The sequence below is a fragment of the Sphingobacterium athyrii genome (assembly GCF_003071065.1).
Lineage (GTDB): Bacteria > Bacteroidota > Bacteroidia > Sphingobacteriales > Sphingobacteriaceae > Sphingobacterium > Sphingobacterium athyrii.
In genome coordinates this window covers 678,750-695,593 of sequence record NZ_QCXX01000004.1, presented here as the reverse complement: position 1 = coordinate 695,593, position 16,844 = coordinate 678,750, and the positions used below count along the sequence as shown (strand labels likewise).

Below are 16,844 nucleotides of genomic sequence, written 5' to 3'. Positions count from 1 at the left end.
AATGAATCTCATGCTCTCCTTTATCTGGGTGGCACTAACGGGATCAATGTATTATTCAAATTTCCTGTTCGGTTTTTTACTTGGCTTTGCCATTCTTTGGATCATGAATAAGAATGAGGCCGATCAACGTTATTTCTATCGTGTCCCTAAAACGGTTAGTTTTATTCTCTTTTTCCTATGGGAGATGATCGTCGCCAACGTTCAGGTCGCTTATGATGTGATTACGCCCAAATTTTTTATTAAACCAGCCATCGTCAAGTATCCGATGGATGCCAAAACAGATCTGGAGATCAATTTGCTTTCGACTTTTATTTCACTCACACCGGGGACACTTATTCTGGATGTAAGCGAGGATAAGAAAACACTTTTTATCCATGTGATGTACATGAAGAGCAAGGAGCAATTTGTCTCCACGCTAAAAAACAATGTTGAACGAAGACTTTTAGAACTCTTACGATGACTTTAGCTACTTACTTCGATTATGTTATCCTGCCGATATTAACGCTATCGGTTATACTTGCGTTTATCCGCCTGTACAAAGGTCCGCAGATCTTTGACCGGGTCATCGCCCTGGATCTCATTATCACAATTGGAATTGGAATTATTACAGTCTATAGTATACGGACTTCGCAGGAAGTATTTTTAGATATTGCCATGATCTTGGCCCTGATCGCATTTTTAGGAACTATAGCCTTTTCATTTTATTTAGAAAAACAAAACCATGATGACTGATATTACGTTAGCAATTTTAAGCACGATAGGCGCATTGGCCATATTGTTCGCTTCAATTGGCATATTACGGATGCCGGATTTCTATTTACGGCTTTCAGTGACCGTAAAAGCAGCAACCCTAGGCGTTGGTCTTTTGTTGATCTGTGCCGCAATGACATTCCCAGATGTGTCCGTAACGACCAAAGCGATAGCAATTGGTTTTTTTCTCATTTTGACCGCACCAGTTGCCGCTCATATGATCGGACGGGCGGCCTATATACAACGTGTAAAAACCTGGAAAGGAACAACCTTAAACGATCTGGAAAAAGAAGGACAGCTGGATTGCAGAAAAGAAGATTTTTAGACTTTGCTGTTTCATTATTTGGCTAAACGGCACCATCAACAAAATATCTTCGACATAATTAAGGGATCAAAATTTTGATCCCTTAATTATGTCTGTTAGATTTCAATAGATCATGTTCCTTGACTTCCGCTTGAAAAACTAAAAAATAATACAGACCGGAGCCGGAACTTTAATTTCCTTACCCGTGTCAGTCAATAATCCGGTCTTGGGATCACGACTGAACAAAACAATATTATTGGTATACTGATTAGCCACCAGCAGGTATTTTCCATCGGGAGAAAGATTAAAATTCCGCGGTCCCTTTCCTTTTACTGAAGTATTGGACAGTTTTTTTAATCCCCCGTCCTTTTCCACGGAAAAGGTCGCTATTGTGTTTGCATCACCGCGGTTGGTCGCATATATAAATTTCCCGTCAGCAGAAATCTTGATATCTGCGCCACCGTTCTGACCTTTGAATCCCTCGGGGTTGATGTCGTAGGTACTCTGATACATCCAATCATTGCCTTCTTTTTTATAAGATGCAATCTGTCCGGTCATTTCCAATATCGCATAAAGGAATTTTTCCTTTTTATCGAAAACAATATGACGCGGTCCTCCACCTGCCGGAGTAAAGAAATCTTCTGATGCTTCGGCAAGGCCATAGGCATGCCCAGTCTTGTTAACCGGAAATACCGAGATTTGATCCAATCCCAGATCCTGCACATATAAGCGGTCGCCTTTGCTTGAAAAAAAAGTAGAATGGACGTGTGGCTTCTCCTGACGGACAGGATCAACACCTTTCCCTTCATGTTGCACCAGCCGGCTTCTTTTACTTAAGACACCGTTTGACTCGAGATCAAATAGAGCTGCCGATCCACCGGTGTAGTTTGCAACCGCGAGCAGATTCCCTTTCGGATGAACTTCAACAAAGCAAGGTGATTCTCCACCTGTAGGGAGTGAATTTAAGAAAGTTAATTGTCCATCCTTAAATGAATAGGCGGAAATCGTGCCCTCTTGGTTTGGAAGTTCGTTGACCGCGTAGATAAAATTGTTATTCCGTGCCAGAAAGGACGGATCCTTACTTTCCTGTGTGCTGACTAAGGCAGCCTCACCGGTCTTTGTATCGAAATTATAGATATAGATACCTTTGCTTTCTGTTTTGTTCGTATAGGTTCCAACAAACATTGGAATCTGTTGTGCAAAACTTGCCAGCGGTAAAAGTGTCATCAGATAAATAAAAGCTTTTTTCATATGTATACAATCTATTAAAAAATAAAATACCAAAATTTCGCCGTTGTTCGCTCTATGAAGCAAAAAATCAAGATACTTTTCGACCTTATCATTAGCGTCGATAAACTTGTTAAATTAGGTTAAAACCGCCCTTTCTAATAGGCAAATCCGTATTTTTAGCGAATCAATTTTAACAAGTCGAAAATCTCCATTTGAAATATTGGGATTATAAAAATATTGTTAAATAAAAATACGAATAATTCATATAATCTGATAATTTTGTGCTGTTGTTCAAAATAGTATCTATTAAACGACAGAATCGGGAGATTATTAGTGATTTAGATGATTTCATCGTAACACAGATCTGTATGACCGGTACAGGAGTTAAAAACTGTTTACGATTGTTTCATCAGCATTTAGAAATATATTATTTAGATGAAAAAAAACATATATATATTGTTTTTGTTGCTGTTTGTATCAATTCAGGCCAGCTTTGCACAAAATCAAATTATTGACCGTGTAGTGGCCACTGTTGGTTCGGGAATTATCCTACAATCTGATTTGGATATGCAATATTCACAATGGCTTGCTCAAGGGAATAAACCAAATGAGAAGTTTAAATGTGGAGTTCTTGAGCAATTGATCATTCAGAAGCTCCTTTCCCAACAGGCAGTAATTGACTCCATCGATGTGACAGAAACAGAAGTGGATGACAACTTAAATTCTCGCTTGCGCCACATGTCGCAACAGGCTGGTGGCCAAGAACGGCTGGAAAAATTCCTGAACCGTTCTTTGCTGCAATACAAAGAGGAAATGCGCGCAAGCGTTTTCGAGCAGTTGAAAGCGAATAAGATGCAACAAAATATCGTTCAAAAAGTGGATGTAACGCCTCTTGAAGTAAAACGTTATTTTGAAGGATTGGATCAAGATAGCCTTCCTTATTTCAATACAGAAGTTGAGATCGGCGAAATTGTTATGCTGCCTCAATTGACAGACGAAGAGAAAAAAGAACAACGCGAGAAGATCGAAGGTATCCGCAAGCAGATTGTCGATGGCTCGGATTTTGGAACCATGGCCCGACTCTATTCACAGGATCCGGGTTCTGCTCCTTACGGTGGTGACCTTGGCTTTGGTACCCGTGACAATTATGTCAAAGAGTTCTCAGCGATGGCATTTAAATTAAAGCCAGGAGAGATATCACCTATTGTTGAATCAAAATATGGTTTTCACATTATCCAGGTACTGGAACGGCGCGGTGAAGAGGTGCATACACGCCATATTCTAATGAAAATGAATCCGGGCGCTGCTGCATTGGAACGAACCAAAAACAAATTGGACAGCATCTATAAATTGGTTGTCGACAAGAAATTAGATTTTTACCACGCTGCGACTAACAATTCTGACGCTGAAGAAAGCAAATTTAATGGCGGTATGGTCTTAAATCCACAAGGATCTAACCGTACAACGTTAATTCCGATGGATGGATTGGAGAAGTCCGTATTTACCGCCATTGACCCACTAAAACCGGGGGAATATTCGAAACCGGAACAATTCACCGATAAAACAGGAGAGGTAGGTTACCGTTTTAACTATCTTAAAACACGTATCCCGCCGCATAAAGCAAACTTAGATCAGGATTTCACCAAGATCAAAGATGCAGCAAAAGAAGATAAAGTACGTCGTAATCTGAGCAAATGGTTTGACGATAAAGCGAAGAATACTTTTATTGATATCAGTGATGACTTTGGCGCTTGTGAAGAACTAGAAAAATGGAGAAAAAAATAAGGAATTTCTCCCTACTCCAAAATAAAAAAGACTTGAATATGCATTCAAGTCTTTTTTATTTTCTAGCATAGCTCCAAGTCTATTTCTCAAACATCATCTCGATCAGGATATTCCAGTTCGCCTTCTTTACATCATCCTTTGCCAATTCACTCAGCTGCCATATCCGGATATAATTATACTTAACGACCTTATCCTTTTGTCGTACAGTTGCAGTTCCTTTTGTATAGGCAAAATCTCCACTATAAGAACGTTTTACTTCTTCCGGTACCGTTTCGATCGTCATTCGCTGTTTCTTCAGGTAGGCCATCATTTTATCCTTTCCTTCCATCGGACTGGTCCAGGGAAACAGAAACCGTACATCTTCACTCAAAAACTCTTTGTAAGCTGTAGGATTGTCCGCTTTAAGGACAGTGGACATCAACTTATCGGTTTCCAGAACAATATCTTCACGCTGGTTTAAACGTACCTTGGACCGATGCTTGAGATACCATGAATCCGTCGGTTCAATAAATTCCAGATCAAAGTCACCATCCTTACCATTATTCTCCACTTCGGCACGGATATCTACCAACCACTTCCCTTTCTTGTTGCGTTTCCATACGGTCAGGTATTCGCCGTGGCGCAATCGGGCGCCCACTTTTTGAAAATCCATGGCACCAGATGTCACCCCAAACTCCAAGCTTTTAGCAACAAGCGCAAAAGTAGGCTGCCAGTTTAATACATCTGGAATATTGGGCCTATTATTGAGGTAATTGTATGCATTTACCGCCGAAGGAACATAAAATGTGGATTCTTTGTCAATAATAGATAAAAATGCCTGATGGGGAGTTGACGCTTTCGCTAATGCTGCAGCATCTTTATCTGCCTGTAGTAAGCTCCCTACTTTTTCGGGTATCTGTGCGTACAATGTTGTGCCCATTGTACTCATCAATGCAACAACGGATAACCTGTTCCAAAAATTCATATGCAAATGATTATTTATCAGCGTTCATTTTTTGTATTGGATGAACTCATTACACTCGGTTTTCTTTTAGAGGAAATATGCTTTAGTCTTCAAAGTATCTAAACTTTTCGACGATGAATAGCCCAATTTTTCCTCTTTTTTTAATTCGATTTTTTTATCTATCAAATCTTATTCCAAAGTGTTCCTTCTTTACTATCTTTCAGCTGGATACCAATTGCATTAAGCTCATCACGTATACGATCCGAAGTGACAAAATCCTTATTTGCTTTCGCCTCGTTACGTAATTTGATCACTAAATTCATGACATCGTCTATATCATCCGTCCCCGAAGCTTGATCATTTCGCAGTCCAAGAATGTCCTCAACAAACTCTTTCATGAAAATTTTCAGCTTTTCCAGTCCTTCTTCAGAGACTTTTGCTTTACCGTCATAAATGGAATTAATGATCCGCACGATCTCAAATAATTCTGCAATCAGCACCGGGCTATTGAAATCGTCATCCATTGCGGCATAACATTTATGACGGATCTCCGCCAGATTGAACGAGTCAGCTCCCTTTGAAACCTTGAGTTTATCCAGGAGTCCTATGGCGCTCATCAAGCGCTTATACCCTTTATCCGCAGCATCAAGTGCTTCATTGGAGAAATCCAATGTGCTTCGATAATGTGCCTGCAGCATAAAGAAGCGAACCGCCATAGGCGAATAACCTCTATTTAGCAAGGGATGATTGCCGGTGAACAGTTCACCCGGTAAAAATCCGTTGCCTGCGGATTTGGACATCCTTGCACCATTGACCGTCAGCATGTTGGTATGCATCCAATATTTGGCAGGTGCAGTATGATTACAGGCTTCGGATTGTGCGATTTCGTTCGTATGGTGCGTAGCCGCCAAATCCATTCCACCGCCGTGGATATCAAATTGATCTCCTAAATACTTTCTGCTCATTGCCGAACATTCAATATGCCAACCCGGAAATCCAACACTCCAGGGTGCCGGCCAGCGCATAATCGTTTCGGGTTTTGCTTTGATCCACAGCGCAAAATCCAAACGTCCTTTTTTTTCATCCTGACCACTCAGCTCCCGCGTGTTGTTTAGCATATCTTCCAATTTACGATTGGTCAATACGGTATAATCATACTGCTGTACATATTTTTCGACGTCGAAATATACGGTACCGTCAGTTTCATACGCATAACCGTTGTCAATGATCTGTTCGATCATTTCGATCTGCTCAGAAATATGACCTGTTGCTGTTGGTTCAATGCTTGGTGGCAAGGTATTGAAAAGGCGTAAAACATCATGAAAACCAATAGTATATTTCTGTACGATTTCCATCGGTTCCAGCTGTTCTAGTTTAGCCTTTTTTGCGAATTTATCATCTCCTTCATCACGATCGCCCTCCAAATGCCCCGCATCTGTAATATTACGTACATAACGTACTTTATACCCCAAATGACGTAGATACCTAAAAATCAAATCAAAAGAAATAAAAGTTCGACAGTTACCTAGGTGTACATCGCTGTAAACGGTAGGTCCACAGACATACATCCCAACAAGGTTGGTGTGGATCGGTTCGAATTTTTCCTTTGTTCGCGAAAGCGTATTGTATAAAAAGAGATTGTGGTCCATGTTTGTTCTCTGCTTGGAAATCTATTTTTGTCTGAAATATATTTGAATAGGTACACCTGTAAAGTCAAAGTGCTCACGCAATTTATTTTCGATAAAGCGTTTATATGGATCTTTGATATATTGCGGCAAATTACAGAAGAAGGCAAACATTGGTGTTCTTCCCGGCAATTGTGTCACATATTTAATTTTGATATATTTTCCTTTTAAGGATGGTGGCGGATAACTCTCTATAATATCCAGCATCACTTCGTTCAACTTTGAAGTCGGAATCTTTTTGGTTTTATTAGCATAAACCTTATCAGCCACTTCCAGTACTTTTAGGACACGTTGTTTTTCCGTTACCGAAGTAAAGATAATTGGCACATCCGTGAATGGTGCTATTTTTTCTCTGATACGGTCTTCAAAGGCTTTCATGGTCTTGTTGTCCTTCTCGATCAAATCCCATTTATTGACAACGATTACGATACCTTTACGGTTTTTCTCCGCCAAGTTAAAGATATTCACATCTTGCGCTTCCAAGCCATCCTGAGCATCCAACATCAAAATAGTCACATCAGAATCCTCCAATGCTTTGATGGTACGCATGACCGAATAGAATTCAATATCTTCGTTTACTTTTGATTTACGGCGAAGACCGGCGGTATCGATCAAAAGGAAATTATGTCCATATTGATTGTAATGAATCCGGATAGAATCCCGTGTTGTGCCCGCCATAGGCGTTACGATATTACGATCTTTACCGATCAATGCATTTGTCAAAGAGGATTTACCCACATTTGGACGACCAACAATTGTATATTTAGGTAGAGCTTCATCTTCCTCCTGTTCTTCTTCAAAATGCGATACGACAGCATCCAATAACTCTCCGGTACCAGAACCTGTAGCCGATGAAATATTGAATACTTCTCCTAAACCGAAAGCATAAAATTCGGCAGATTCATGATGCAATTTAGCATGGTCAACTTTGTTGGCTACCACATATACGGGTTTGGAGCTTCTTCTGAGGATATCAGCTATTTCATCATCCAGGTCAGTAATACCAGTAGTAACATCTACCATGAATATAACGACCGACGCTTCCTCAATAGCGATATAGACCTGATCACGGATTGCCTCTTCAAAGACATCATCCGAACCATGTACAAAACCACCTGTATCGATTACTGTAAATTTCTTTCCGATCCACTCTGCCGTCTCATAATGACGGTCGCGCGTCACTCCGCTAAAGTCATCAACAATCGCTTTTCTACTTTCGGTAAGACGATTGAATAAGGTAGATTTACCAACATTTGGACGACCAACAATTGCAACAATATTTGCCATATTTATTTTATTTGATCCACCCACTATCACAGCAGATGGCACTTTTATGCTAAAATTATAGTTAAGGGTACAAAGATACGGATTCAAAAGGGATTATGGAGACACAAAAACAAAAATGGCTTTACCATGAAGTAAAGCCATTTATAGGGTTTAAATTATGAATATTCGTCTAGTTAGACGTTGGATTCTGTGTTAATTTACCCGGATAAGAGTTGATGGCATCCTGAGGAATGAAGTATGTTACCCTAAAATCAGTTGGGGCAATGTCCTCAAATTGCTTCTGCGGGCCTGGATACGTTCTGTTCAGCGGTTCACCATTACGGAAAACATCATAACTACGTTCGGCTTGGAAAGCCAATTCTAGCTGCCGCTCTTTGTCAATCAACTTGAAAGCATTACTTGCATCAAGAGAAGTATAACCTCCATTAACAATAGAACGATTTCTTATGGTATTCAGGTCATTCAATGCAGCACCATAATTACCTAATTTTGCATAAGCCTCAGCACGATTTAAGTAAATTTCCCCTAAACGACTGATTACTGGTGAGTGTAATTGCGATTCTTCACCTTCACGTGAACATTTCACGATATAGAACTGAGGATAAGCGCGGTTTAAGGAAATATAGTAGTCAATCATACCCGTATATGTTTTACCATCCTCATAAGTAATGGAATAGGTTTGTTGTGTTTCATTGACTGCTTTTAACGTATACTCTTTAACAACGTCCTTATCATCAACCTTCTTCACCTCGCGGACAGTGACTGTACCACCATTGACCGTCGCAGGCAGTTGCATATAACTTGTCGTCAACTGATCACCAGCTTTCTTCGGAACATCCTGCTTAACAAATCTAAATACAGTTGAATATTTCCCCTTATCGTCTTTGGAGTAAGTAGGCTCAATAAATGCGGCACGCGCATCCACAATATTATAGCGATCCGGTCTCCAGTCATTACGGCCAGTCTCATTTAATAGATCAATGTATTTTGCACTAGCATACATTTCTCCCCAGCCCATTCCGCCGATATTCGAATACATACCACCGATACCATTGTAGTGATCGTCGCCAGAAAATTCGGTAGCAACGCGTTTCACCACAAATATTGTTTCTGCATTATCCTCTGGTTTGAATGTATTGTACTTCATGAATTGAGCCCGGCCCAATAAGCTATATTTACCTGAATTGATCACTTTATCAGCATATTCTACCGATAAACGTGCATATTCGGCATTTGGATTTTTATAAGTTCCGCTCATATACAGGTAAATCCGTGATAACATCGCCTGTGCCGCCTCTTTAGACGCATAAGAATGTCCTTTATTTATCGTAATCAAGGACTCGGCTTTTTTCAGATCGCTGATGGCCTGTGCATAGGTATCTTTCACCGTAGAACGATCGGGAAGATTCAGATCGTTGATCACATCGTCAGGAGTACCGTTTACGATAGGCACACCGAGGTTTGTTTCGGGATTTTGGTAATACGGTTTTCCAAATGCTCTGCAAAGGTAAAAATACATCATCCCGCGGATGTAATAACATTCACCTAGCTTATTATCCATGTCAACGCTTTCACCTTCAGCAAACAGCTTAATAATATTGGAAGATTGCGCGATGGCTTTGTAACCGTAATCCCAAAAGTTTTGCAAACGATAGTTATTCGGTGTTCTTGCAAAAGAGATAAATTCATAGAAAGCATCGGTAGATGACCCACGGATCATCATATTATCACCGGCGTATTCGCCAAGACGGTGCATTGGATCTGACCATTGTTTTAGCTGCGCATACGTCCCGGTGATCATAGCATCAGGATTATTGGCAATCTGGTCACCATCCATTGAATTATAAGGTAGACGGTCTATATCGCATGAGGATACCGCCGCTGCTATCACTAATCCCATTAATATCTTTTTCATGATTGATTTTCTAAATGTTAAAATTAAAACGTTACGCTGGCCCCAAACATAAACTTGCGAACCAAAGGATATACACTAGTTCCTGTTGACCGAATCATCTTATTTCCACTTCCTTTTCCGTCTGGTTCGGTCAATGGGAGCTCCGGATCGACCCCAGAGTAATTGGTAATCGTAAACAAGTTCTCTCCCGCTAAGAAGACACGCAAGTTTTTAACATTATATTTCTTTAGGTCAAAGTTATACCCTACCGTCAAAGATCTCATCTTTAAGAAATTATTACTTTCCAAAAAGCGCGTGGAAGGTGAGTTGCCTTTATCTTGATTGTCGTATCTTGCTATTGGGTGAGTAGCGACGTCCCCAGGTTTTTCCCAGCGTGTCCATCCGTCCTGAAGTTTCATTTGATTACGGTCGGTATATGTCCCATCCGAATCAAACTCCTGACGTGAATAATTATAGATTTTTCCACCCAAAGAAAAACCAAACACCGCATTTAAGTCAAATTGCTTATAGCTCAGTGAGGTATTAAAACCGCCAAAAAGATCTGGATTTCCTTTTCCTGCCTTGCGGAAAGTCGCCTCTGAATAATTTGAAGTAGTCGTTCTTGTCTCGTTTCCATCTGCATCCGTTCCATATTTATACCACATCGGAAGACCATTATCAGAATTTACTCCTGCCCATTCCTTTAAATAATAGGTATCAATTGGATTTCCAGGTTCAAACAAACGTTGTGCTGAACCAGCTATTCCCAAATCATCGCCAGCAATGATGGGTTTAGATACCAGATTACCGTTTGCATCTTTTGTTGTATATAATTTAGTTAGTTTATTGACATTATGGCTTAAATTCAGATCCACGCTCCAATGCCAATCATTATTACGGATGATATCACCACCGATGGTCAATTCTATTCCTCGGTTTTGCATTTCACCGATATTCTTCCATACATTGTTAACCCCTGTCAAGCTACTGATCGGAGTCTTATATAGGATATTGTCCGTTCGCTTATCATAGTAATCAAAACTCATACGAACTCTATTCTGGAAAAGTGCAGCATCTACCCCAACACCTGTTGTATATGTCCGCTCCCAGGTCAAATTAGGATTGGCATGTTGGTCGATCAATGCTCCAGGGATTCCGTCATAACTTGACGTAATTTTCACGGAGTAAAGCTTATATTGCGGATACAAATCGTTTGGACGGTTACCCACCGAACCGTAAGCGGCTCTTAACTTCAGGTTATCTACCCACGGCGCGTTAAACCAGCTTTCTTTATTAATGTTCCACCCTCCACTGATTGAGAAGAAATTTCCATATTTTGCATTTGTCCCAAAATTGGAAGCACCGTCCCGACGAAACGACACCTGAGCCAAATATCTGTTATCATAAGCATAATTCGCATTCGACAACATAGATTGAACAGCCCATTCGGTAATACCGCCTTTAAAACGCTCAGGCTTTGCAGTCACGTCAGGCACTTCAAAACCTGGGACAATACCAGTACCAGCAGCATCCAACGATTTATCCCTATAGTCGTTAAATTCATAAGCTACCAAACCGTTTAAGCTATGCTTATCCCAAGTCTTATTGAAACGTAAAATTTGGTTGGTATAACGGCGCGTAAACTCTTTACGATATTCTGAAACACGTCCTATAACACCATCACCGCTATTTGAGCGTGGATCGGTATAATCTGTTGCTGAATAACTGATGTATCTATAGTTATTGACAGATGAGAATGTCAACCAATCGGTCAACTTAACATCAAAGTCCATATTACCCATAAACTCGTAATTCGTATTTTCGGACTTATTCCATTGCAGATCATACAGGTAATTGGTACTCGTATTATTTACCCATGAGCTACTACGATGTGGAACCAGATTACCGTTTGCATCATAAGGACTATCCCAGGGTAAATTGGAATACATCGCACCAACATCATATTGGCGATCGTCAACTGAACGTTTTGAACCAACAATAGACGGTTTAACGGTCAACCATTTAAATGGCTTATAATTGGTACGCAATCGGAAATTATAGCGGTCATAATCATATCCTTTGACTGCACCGGCCTCATTATAATAGCCTAAAGACAAATAGGACTGTAATTTTTCTGTTCCGCCCTGAATAGATAAATTATGATTTTGGACAAATCCAGTTTTGGTCGCTAATTTCCACCAGTCAAAATTGCTGTTTCGCAAGTCAGAATTCCACCGCGGAAATTTGATATCAGCTGGATTCGAAAATGATGCAAAGTAATCGTAAAGTTCAGCACCATCCATCATTTCCATGTTACCATTGGTCAATTGATTGATCCCCATTTTTGTGGAAAAACTAATGCTAGTTTTTGACGCAGATGGATTTTTAGTCGTTACTACCACTACGCCATTTGCGCCTTGCGACCCGTAGATCGAAGTTGAAGCTGCATCTTTTAGAATTGTTAGCGATTCGATGTCATCTGGATTGATATCACCAGGGCTGCTTCCAACAATTACGCCATCAATTACCCACAAGGGACTTGTGGTCCCGCTTATCGTTGCCTGCCCACGGATGACAACCCCACCGTTTGACCCCGGTTTTCCCGCTCCTGGTGCGACATATACACCAGCGGCTTTGCCGTTTAGCATATTTTCCACGGATGGCGTTGTCACGTCACGCAACTTGTTTCCTTTGACCGCCTGAAGTGCCCCAGTCAAGCTTTCCTTTTTTTGTTGCGTTCCGTACCCTACAATAACAACCTCTTCCAATGCTTCGCTATTGGACTCCATGCTGATACTGACCACGGAACCTGTTACGGTCACTTCCTGTGTCTTGTAACCGATGCTATTGATCACTAAAACATCTCCATTTTTAGCCTCAATGCTAAATTGACCATCAGCTCCAGCCGAAGTAGAACGTGAGGTACCTTTAACACTAATGGTTGCTCCCGCTAAGGGACCATCCGCGGATTGTACTTTTCCACTTACTTTTTGCTGAAAAACAGCACTGTTCAATAGAACATTACGGTCTGGAAATTTAAGACCATTAGCATTAGCTGGGTTGTGTGTACTTGTTATGAGTAAAGCTAATGATAACAGACTCAACTTGTGATTGTCGAGAATCTTTGAAATCATAATATTTAATAGTTAGTTTAAAAATTGATTAGCGTGCTAATCAAAATTTAGGTGCATGAATGCTAAAACTAGAAGAAGATAGGGGTATATCAAAATTCAAACAGAACGAAATCGATTGCGCCAATTGAACAAACGATTGCATAAACATTCAATTGCAACTTAAAATGTACGATTATCAGATTTTATGGTTTAATCATGATTTTATTCAGCTAAATCAACACATACTCAAACATCATGAGATACAATAAATAGCGAAAGTTCAAAATTACCCCTATTTTGGCGAGAGGAAGTTAAAACGGTTAAAATAGGCACATAAAACAAGAAAAGCCAAGGTTCTCACCTCAGCTTTCTCTTTTAGTAGCGGGGACCAGACTCGAACTAGTGACCTTCGGGTTATGAGCCCGACGAGCTACCAACTGCTCCACCCCGCAATGTATTTTTAATGTCTTTAAAAAGAACCGGTCATTGCAAACCGGCTCTCTCTTTTAGTAGCGGGGACCAGACTCGAACTAGTGACCTTCGGGTTATGAGCCCGACGAGCTACCAACTGCTCCACCCCGCAATGTATTTTTAATGTCTTTAAAAAGAACCGATCATTGCAAACCGGCTCTCTCTTTAGTAGCGGGGACCAGACTCGAACTAGTGACCTTCGGGTTATGAGCCCGACGAGCTACCAACTGCTCCACCCCGCAATGTATTTTTGATTTCTTTAAAAAGAACCGGTCATTGCAAACCGGATCTTTCCTTTTAGTAGCGGGGACCAGACTCGAACTAGTGACCTTCGGGTTATGAGCCCGACGAGCTACCAACTGCTCCACCCCGCAATATATTTTTGAACAAAATTGCTTTTTTCTTTTGAAAAAACAAGATTATGATCCTTCCGAATTGGAGTACAAAGATATATTTTGTTTCTTTGTAATCCTAATAAAATTTAGAAAAATGTCACATAAAGCAGGATTCGTAAGTATCATCGGAAAGCCAAATGCTGGTAAGTCCACCCTAATGAACGCTTTAGTAGGTGAAAAGATGTCTATCATCACACCTAAAGCGCAAACGACAAGACACCGCATTATCGGTATTGTAAACGATGAAGACCATCAAATTGTGTTTTCCGACACACCGGGCGTCATCAAACCAAACTATTCTCTACAGGAATCAATGATGAACTTTGTCCAGGGATCGCTTATTGATGCGGACATTATTTTATTTGTGACTGATATCCACGAGAAATACGACGAGAATGACGTATTGGAGAAATTACGTAAAACGAATTCTCCGGTAGCCGTCCTGATCAACAAAATAGATAAATCTTCTGAAGAAGAGGTAAAGGCCAAAATTGAATTTTGGCAAGAAAAGCTAAATCCTGACACAATCTTCGCTATTTCAGCCAAGTTGGATCATAATGTATCAGCCGTCATGCAGTACATCAAAGATAAGTTGCCTATCCACGAGGCTTACTACGAAAAAGATGAATTGACGGACAAATCCATGCGTTTCTTTGTCTCCGAGATGATACGTGAAAAAGTATTCAAACTGTATGACAAAGAAATTCCTTACAGTACAGAAGTGATCGTCACTTCCTACAAAGAAGAAGCAAATATTACGCGTATTGCTGCCGAAATTATTGTCGAGCGCGATTCACAAAAAAACATTATCATCGGCAAAGCGGGAGCTATGATCAAAAAAGTAGGTACCTATGCCCGCCAGGATATTGAAGAATTTATTGATGGAAAGGTTTTCCTGGAACTTTTCGTTAAGGTAATCCCCGACTGGAGAAGCAAGAAGAATTACCTCAAACGTTTTGGTTACGACGATTAATTAGTACTGAGTAGATAGTATTGAGTATTGAGATTCTGGTTGTACAAGCCTTTGGCTCACTTACTTTAGTTTTTGTATCGTGCAATCTATTTTTCTTTATCCATTTTTACTGTCACAAAAATGAACAAAGAAAACAGCAATATCAGAAAAGTCAGCGCTAGCTCGACAGGTTCGTTTCATTAAAATATGCACGGAGTGCTTTAATCTGTTTCAGATTAAGCACTTTTTTTAGGTCTTCATCCGAAGCTTCCTTCACTCGTTTAACAGATTTAAATTCGGTAAGCACCTTTTCCACCGTTGTTTTTCCGATTCCTGGTACATTTTCCAGTTCAGACACAAAAGTCTTGCGGCTGCGTTGATTACGGTGAAAGGTGATCCCAAAGCGGTGCGCCTCATCACGTAAGTGCTGGATGATCCTTAATGTTTCCGATTTCTTATCTAAATAGAGTGGATATTGATCTCCGGGATAGAACAATTCTTCCAGTCGCTTAGCGATACCGATGACAGTTACCTTACGTTCTATTCCCAGTAAGCGCAAGCTTTTTAATGCAGCGCCCAATTGTCCCTTACCCCCGTCAATAATAATCAACTGCGGCAAGGATTGATCTTCATCCAATAACCTTCTGTATCGTCTAAAAACAGCCTCCTCCATGGTCGCAAAATCATTGGGTCCCTCCACTGTTTTCACATTAAAATGCCGATAGTCTTTTTTGGAAGGCTTTGCATCTTTAAACACTACAATAGCTGATACAGGATAATTCCCCTGAATATTGGAGTTGTCAAAACATTCGATATGTTGAGGCAGGACATTCATGCGCAGGTCCTTCTGCATCTGCTTTAAAATACGTTCCGTACGAATGTCAGGGTTCAGTTTTTCGTATTGTAACAAACGTTCTTTCCTAAAAAAAGCTACATTTTTTTGGGAAAGCTCCAAGAGTTTCTTCTTTTCCCCCAGTTTGGGAATTGTGAATTTTATCCGTTCGTTTTCCTCAATATCCAGTTCGAAGGGGACAATAATCTCCCGCGAAAGGCTTTTAAACCGTTCACGTATTTCGGGGATGGCCAGAGACAGTAGTTCCTGTTCGCTCTCATCCAAACGACGTTTCATTTCTAGGGTCTGCGTCTGAATAATGACGCCATTCATCACCTTTAGATAATTGACAAAGGCGTAGCCCTCATCCGAGGCAATACTAAATACATCCACGTTGGTAATCGAAGAATTGACCACGGTCGATTTGCTCTGATAATTGTCCAGTTTATCGAGTTTGGCTTTAATCAATTGTGCCCGTTCAAAATCCAGTGAAGCTGCCGCTGAAGCGATGCTTTCTTTTAGTCTATTGGTGACGACGGCAATTTTACCATTCAGAATATCCTTGATGTCACTCAGGTTCTGATCGTAGTCTTCTTCAGACTGATATCCTTCACAGGGCCCTTTACAGTTTCCGATCTGATATTCGAGACAGATTTTGAACTTACCTTTTCGGATATTCTCCTGCGTAAGCGCCAGATTACATGTCCGAAGCGGAAACAATTCACGGATCAGATCCAGTACGATGTGCATCATACCGACAGAAGGGTACGGTCCGTAGTACCGGGAACCATCCTTAATAAATTGCCTCGTCCAAAAAACACGGGGAAAGGGTTCGTTCTTAATGACAATCCATGGATAGGTCTTGTCATCCTTAAGCATGACATTGTATTTTGGCTTATGCTTCTTGATTAATGAATTCTCAAGCAACCAAGCATCAATTTCGGTATCTACTATAGTAAAAGAAATACGGTTGATCTTACGGACCAAAACACGGGTCTTACCGTTTAATTGATTTTCATTGACAAAATATGAACCTACTCGGTTACGAAGGTCTTTCGCCTTACCGATATAGATCAATTCATCGTGTTTATCAAAATATTGATAGACCCCTGGTCGATGAGGTATCTTCTTTAATTCTTCCCTATAGTCAAATGTCAAAACTTTAAAAATTAAAAAGTAAAAAACGGAGACAGCTTCTAAGCC

The 16,844-nt window shown here is 40.4% G+C and carries 12 protein-coding genes and 4 tRNA genes; 5 read left to right on the top strand and 11 right to left on the bottom strand.

Features of this window, described 5'->3' with window-relative positions; genetic code table 11:
- The first annotated feature begins 1 nt into the window (after position 1).
- The 3 genes from DCO56_RS17275 to mnhG are packed head-to-tail and all read left to right on the top strand — an operon-like array spanning position 2 to position 1,075.
- Positions 2-460: a Na+/H+ antiporter subunit E gene (locus DCO56_RS17275; protein WP_241254854.1), complete on the top strand. Its 459-nt coding sequence runs from the start codon at positions 2-4 to the stop codon at positions 458-460.
- A complete protein-coding gene (locus DCO56_RS17270; RefSeq protein WP_108634980.1) occupies positions 457-732 on the top strand; it encodes a monovalent cation/H+ antiporter complex subunit F in 276 nt (91 codons plus the stop codon). The genes DCO56_RS17275 and DCO56_RS17270 overlap by 4 nt, the downstream gene beginning before the upstream one ends.
- The gene (gene mnhG / locus DCO56_RS17265) at positions 722-1,075 is read left to right on the top strand and encodes a monovalent cation/H(+) antiporter subunit G (protein WP_223581928.1); all 354 of its coding nucleotides are present in this window, start codon (positions 722-724) and stop codon (positions 1,073-1,075) included. Before DCO56_RS17270 ends, mnhG begins: the two co-directional genes overlap by 11 nt.
- Positions 1,076-1,213: 138 nt before the next feature.
- Here the strand turns inward: mnhG and DCO56_RS17260 are convergent, their stop codons facing one another.
- Positions 1,214-2,305: a lactonase family protein gene (locus tag DCO56_RS17260; RefSeq protein WP_108634979.1), complete on the bottom strand. Its 1,092-nt coding sequence runs from the start codon at positions 2,303-2,305 to the stop codon at positions 1,214-1,216.
- Between the two features lie 414 nt (positions 2,306-2,719).
- On the opposite strand from DCO56_RS17260, the gene DCO56_RS17255 reads away from it, so the two are divergent.
- Positions 2,720-4,069, top strand: coding sequence for a peptidylprolyl isomerase (locus tag DCO56_RS17255; RefSeq protein ID WP_108634978.1), 1,350 nt, complete (start codon positions 2,720-2,722; stop codon positions 4,067-4,069).
- Positions 4,070-4,148: 79 nt separating this feature from the next.
- Here the strand turns inward: DCO56_RS17255 and DCO56_RS17250 are convergent, their stop codons facing one another.
- From DCO56_RS17250 to DCO56_RS17210, 9 genes are all read right to left on the bottom strand, one after another.
- Positions 4,149-5,033, bottom strand: a complete 885-nt coding sequence (locus DCO56_RS17250; protein WP_108634977.1) for a DUF4440 domain-containing protein — start codon at positions 5,031-5,033, stop codon at positions 4,149-4,151.
- 161 nt (positions 5,034-5,194) lie between these two features.
- The gene (gene cysS / locus DCO56_RS17245) at positions 5,195-6,661 is read right to left on the bottom strand and encodes a cysteine--tRNA ligase (protein WP_108634976.1); all 1,467 of its coding nucleotides are present in this window, start codon (positions 6,659-6,661) and stop codon (positions 5,195-5,197) included.
- Between the two features lie 21 nt (positions 6,662-6,682).
- Positions 6,683-7,984 carry a ribosome biogenesis GTPase Der gene (der, locus tag DCO56_RS17240; protein WP_104384042.1) on the bottom strand — a complete coding sequence of 434 codons (1,302 nt, stop codon included), beginning with the start codon at positions 7,982-7,984 and terminating at the stop codon, positions 6,683-6,685.
- Between the two features lie 169 nt (positions 7,985-8,153).
- Positions 8,154-9,899 (bottom strand): RagB/SusD family nutrient uptake outer membrane protein, encoded by a 1,746-nt coding sequence (locus tag DCO56_RS17235; protein ID WP_108634975.1) that lies wholly within the window; start codon positions 9,897-9,899, stop codon positions 8,154-8,156.
- 23 nt (positions 9,900-9,922) lie between these two features.
- A complete protein-coding gene (locus tag DCO56_RS17230) occupies positions 9,923-13,012 on the bottom strand; it encodes a SusC/RagA family TonB-linked outer membrane protein (RefSeq protein WP_108634974.1) in 3,090 nt (1,029 codons plus the stop codon).
- Between the two features lie 358 nt (positions 13,013-13,370).
- Positions 13,371-13,443, bottom strand: a tRNA-Met gene (locus tag DCO56_RS17225).
- Positions 13,444-13,501: 58 nt separating this feature from the next.
- A tRNA-Met gene (locus tag DCO56_RS17220) sits at positions 13,502-13,574 on the bottom strand.
- A 57-nt stretch (positions 13,575-13,631) separates the two neighbouring features.
- Positions 13,632-13,704, bottom strand: a tRNA-Met gene (locus DCO56_RS17215).
- Positions 13,705-13,763: 59 nt separating this feature from the next.
- Positions 13,764-13,836, bottom strand: a tRNA-Met gene (locus DCO56_RS17210).
- A gap of 115 nt (positions 13,837-13,951) precedes the next feature.
- Here DCO56_RS17210 and era point away from each other — a divergent pair.
- Positions 13,952-14,830 carry a GTPase Era gene (era, locus tag DCO56_RS17205; protein WP_077437022.1) on the top strand — a complete coding sequence of 293 codons (879 nt, stop codon included), beginning with the start codon at positions 13,952-13,954 and terminating at the stop codon, positions 14,828-14,830.
- A gap of 157 nt (positions 14,831-14,987) precedes the next feature.
- On the opposite strand, the gene uvrC is transcribed toward era, so the two are convergent.
- On the bottom strand, positions 14,988-16,799 hold the full coding sequence (gene uvrC / locus DCO56_RS17200; RefSeq protein ID WP_181390590.1) for an excinuclease ABC subunit UvrC: 1,812 nt from the start codon (positions 16,797-16,799) through the stop codon (positions 14,988-14,990).
- Between the last annotated feature and the right edge of the window lie 45 nt (positions 16,800-16,844).

Excerpts from the sequence above, each read along its gene's own strand:
- mnhG (WP_223581928.1), top strand. The coding sequence starts at position 722 with ATGATGACTGATATTACGTTAGCAATTTTAAGCACGATAGGCGCATTG.
- era (WP_077437022.1), top strand. The coding sequence starts at position 13,952 with ATGTCACATAAAGCAGGATTCGTAAGTATCATCGGAAAGCCAAATGCT.
- cysS (WP_108634976.1), bottom strand. The coding sequence starts at position 6,661 with ATGGACCACAATCTCTTTTTATACAATACGCTTTCGCGAACAAAGGAA.
- DCO56_RS17235 (WP_108634975.1), bottom strand. The coding sequence starts at position 9,899 with ATGAAAAAGATATTAATGGGATTAGTGATAGCAGCGGCGGTATCCTCA.
- DCO56_RS17275 (WP_241254854.1), top strand. The coding sequence starts at position 2 with ATGAATCTCATGCTCTCCTTTATCTGGGTGGCACTAACGGGATCAATG.
- DCO56_RS17260 (WP_108634979.1), bottom strand. The coding sequence starts at position 2,305 with ATGAAAAAAGCTTTTATTTATCTGATGACACTTTTACCGCTGGCAAGT.
- DCO56_RS17255 (WP_108634978.1), top strand. The coding sequence starts at position 2,720 with ATGAAAAAAAACATATATATATTGTTTTTGTTGCTGTTTGTATCAATT.
- DCO56_RS17250 (WP_108634977.1), bottom strand. The coding sequence starts at position 5,033 with ATGAATTTTTGGAACAGGTTATCCGTTGTTGCATTGATGAGTACAATG.
- DCO56_RS17230 (WP_108634974.1), bottom strand. The coding sequence starts at position 13,012 with ATGATTTCAAAGATTCTCGACAATCACAAGTTGAGTCTGTTATCATTA.
- DCO56_RS17270 (WP_108634980.1), top strand. The coding sequence starts at position 457 with ATGACTTTAGCTACTTACTTCGATTATGTTATCCTGCCGATATTAACG.
- der (WP_104384042.1), bottom strand. The coding sequence starts at position 7,984 with ATGGCAAATATTGTTGCAATTGTTGGTCGTCCAAATGTTGGTAAATCT.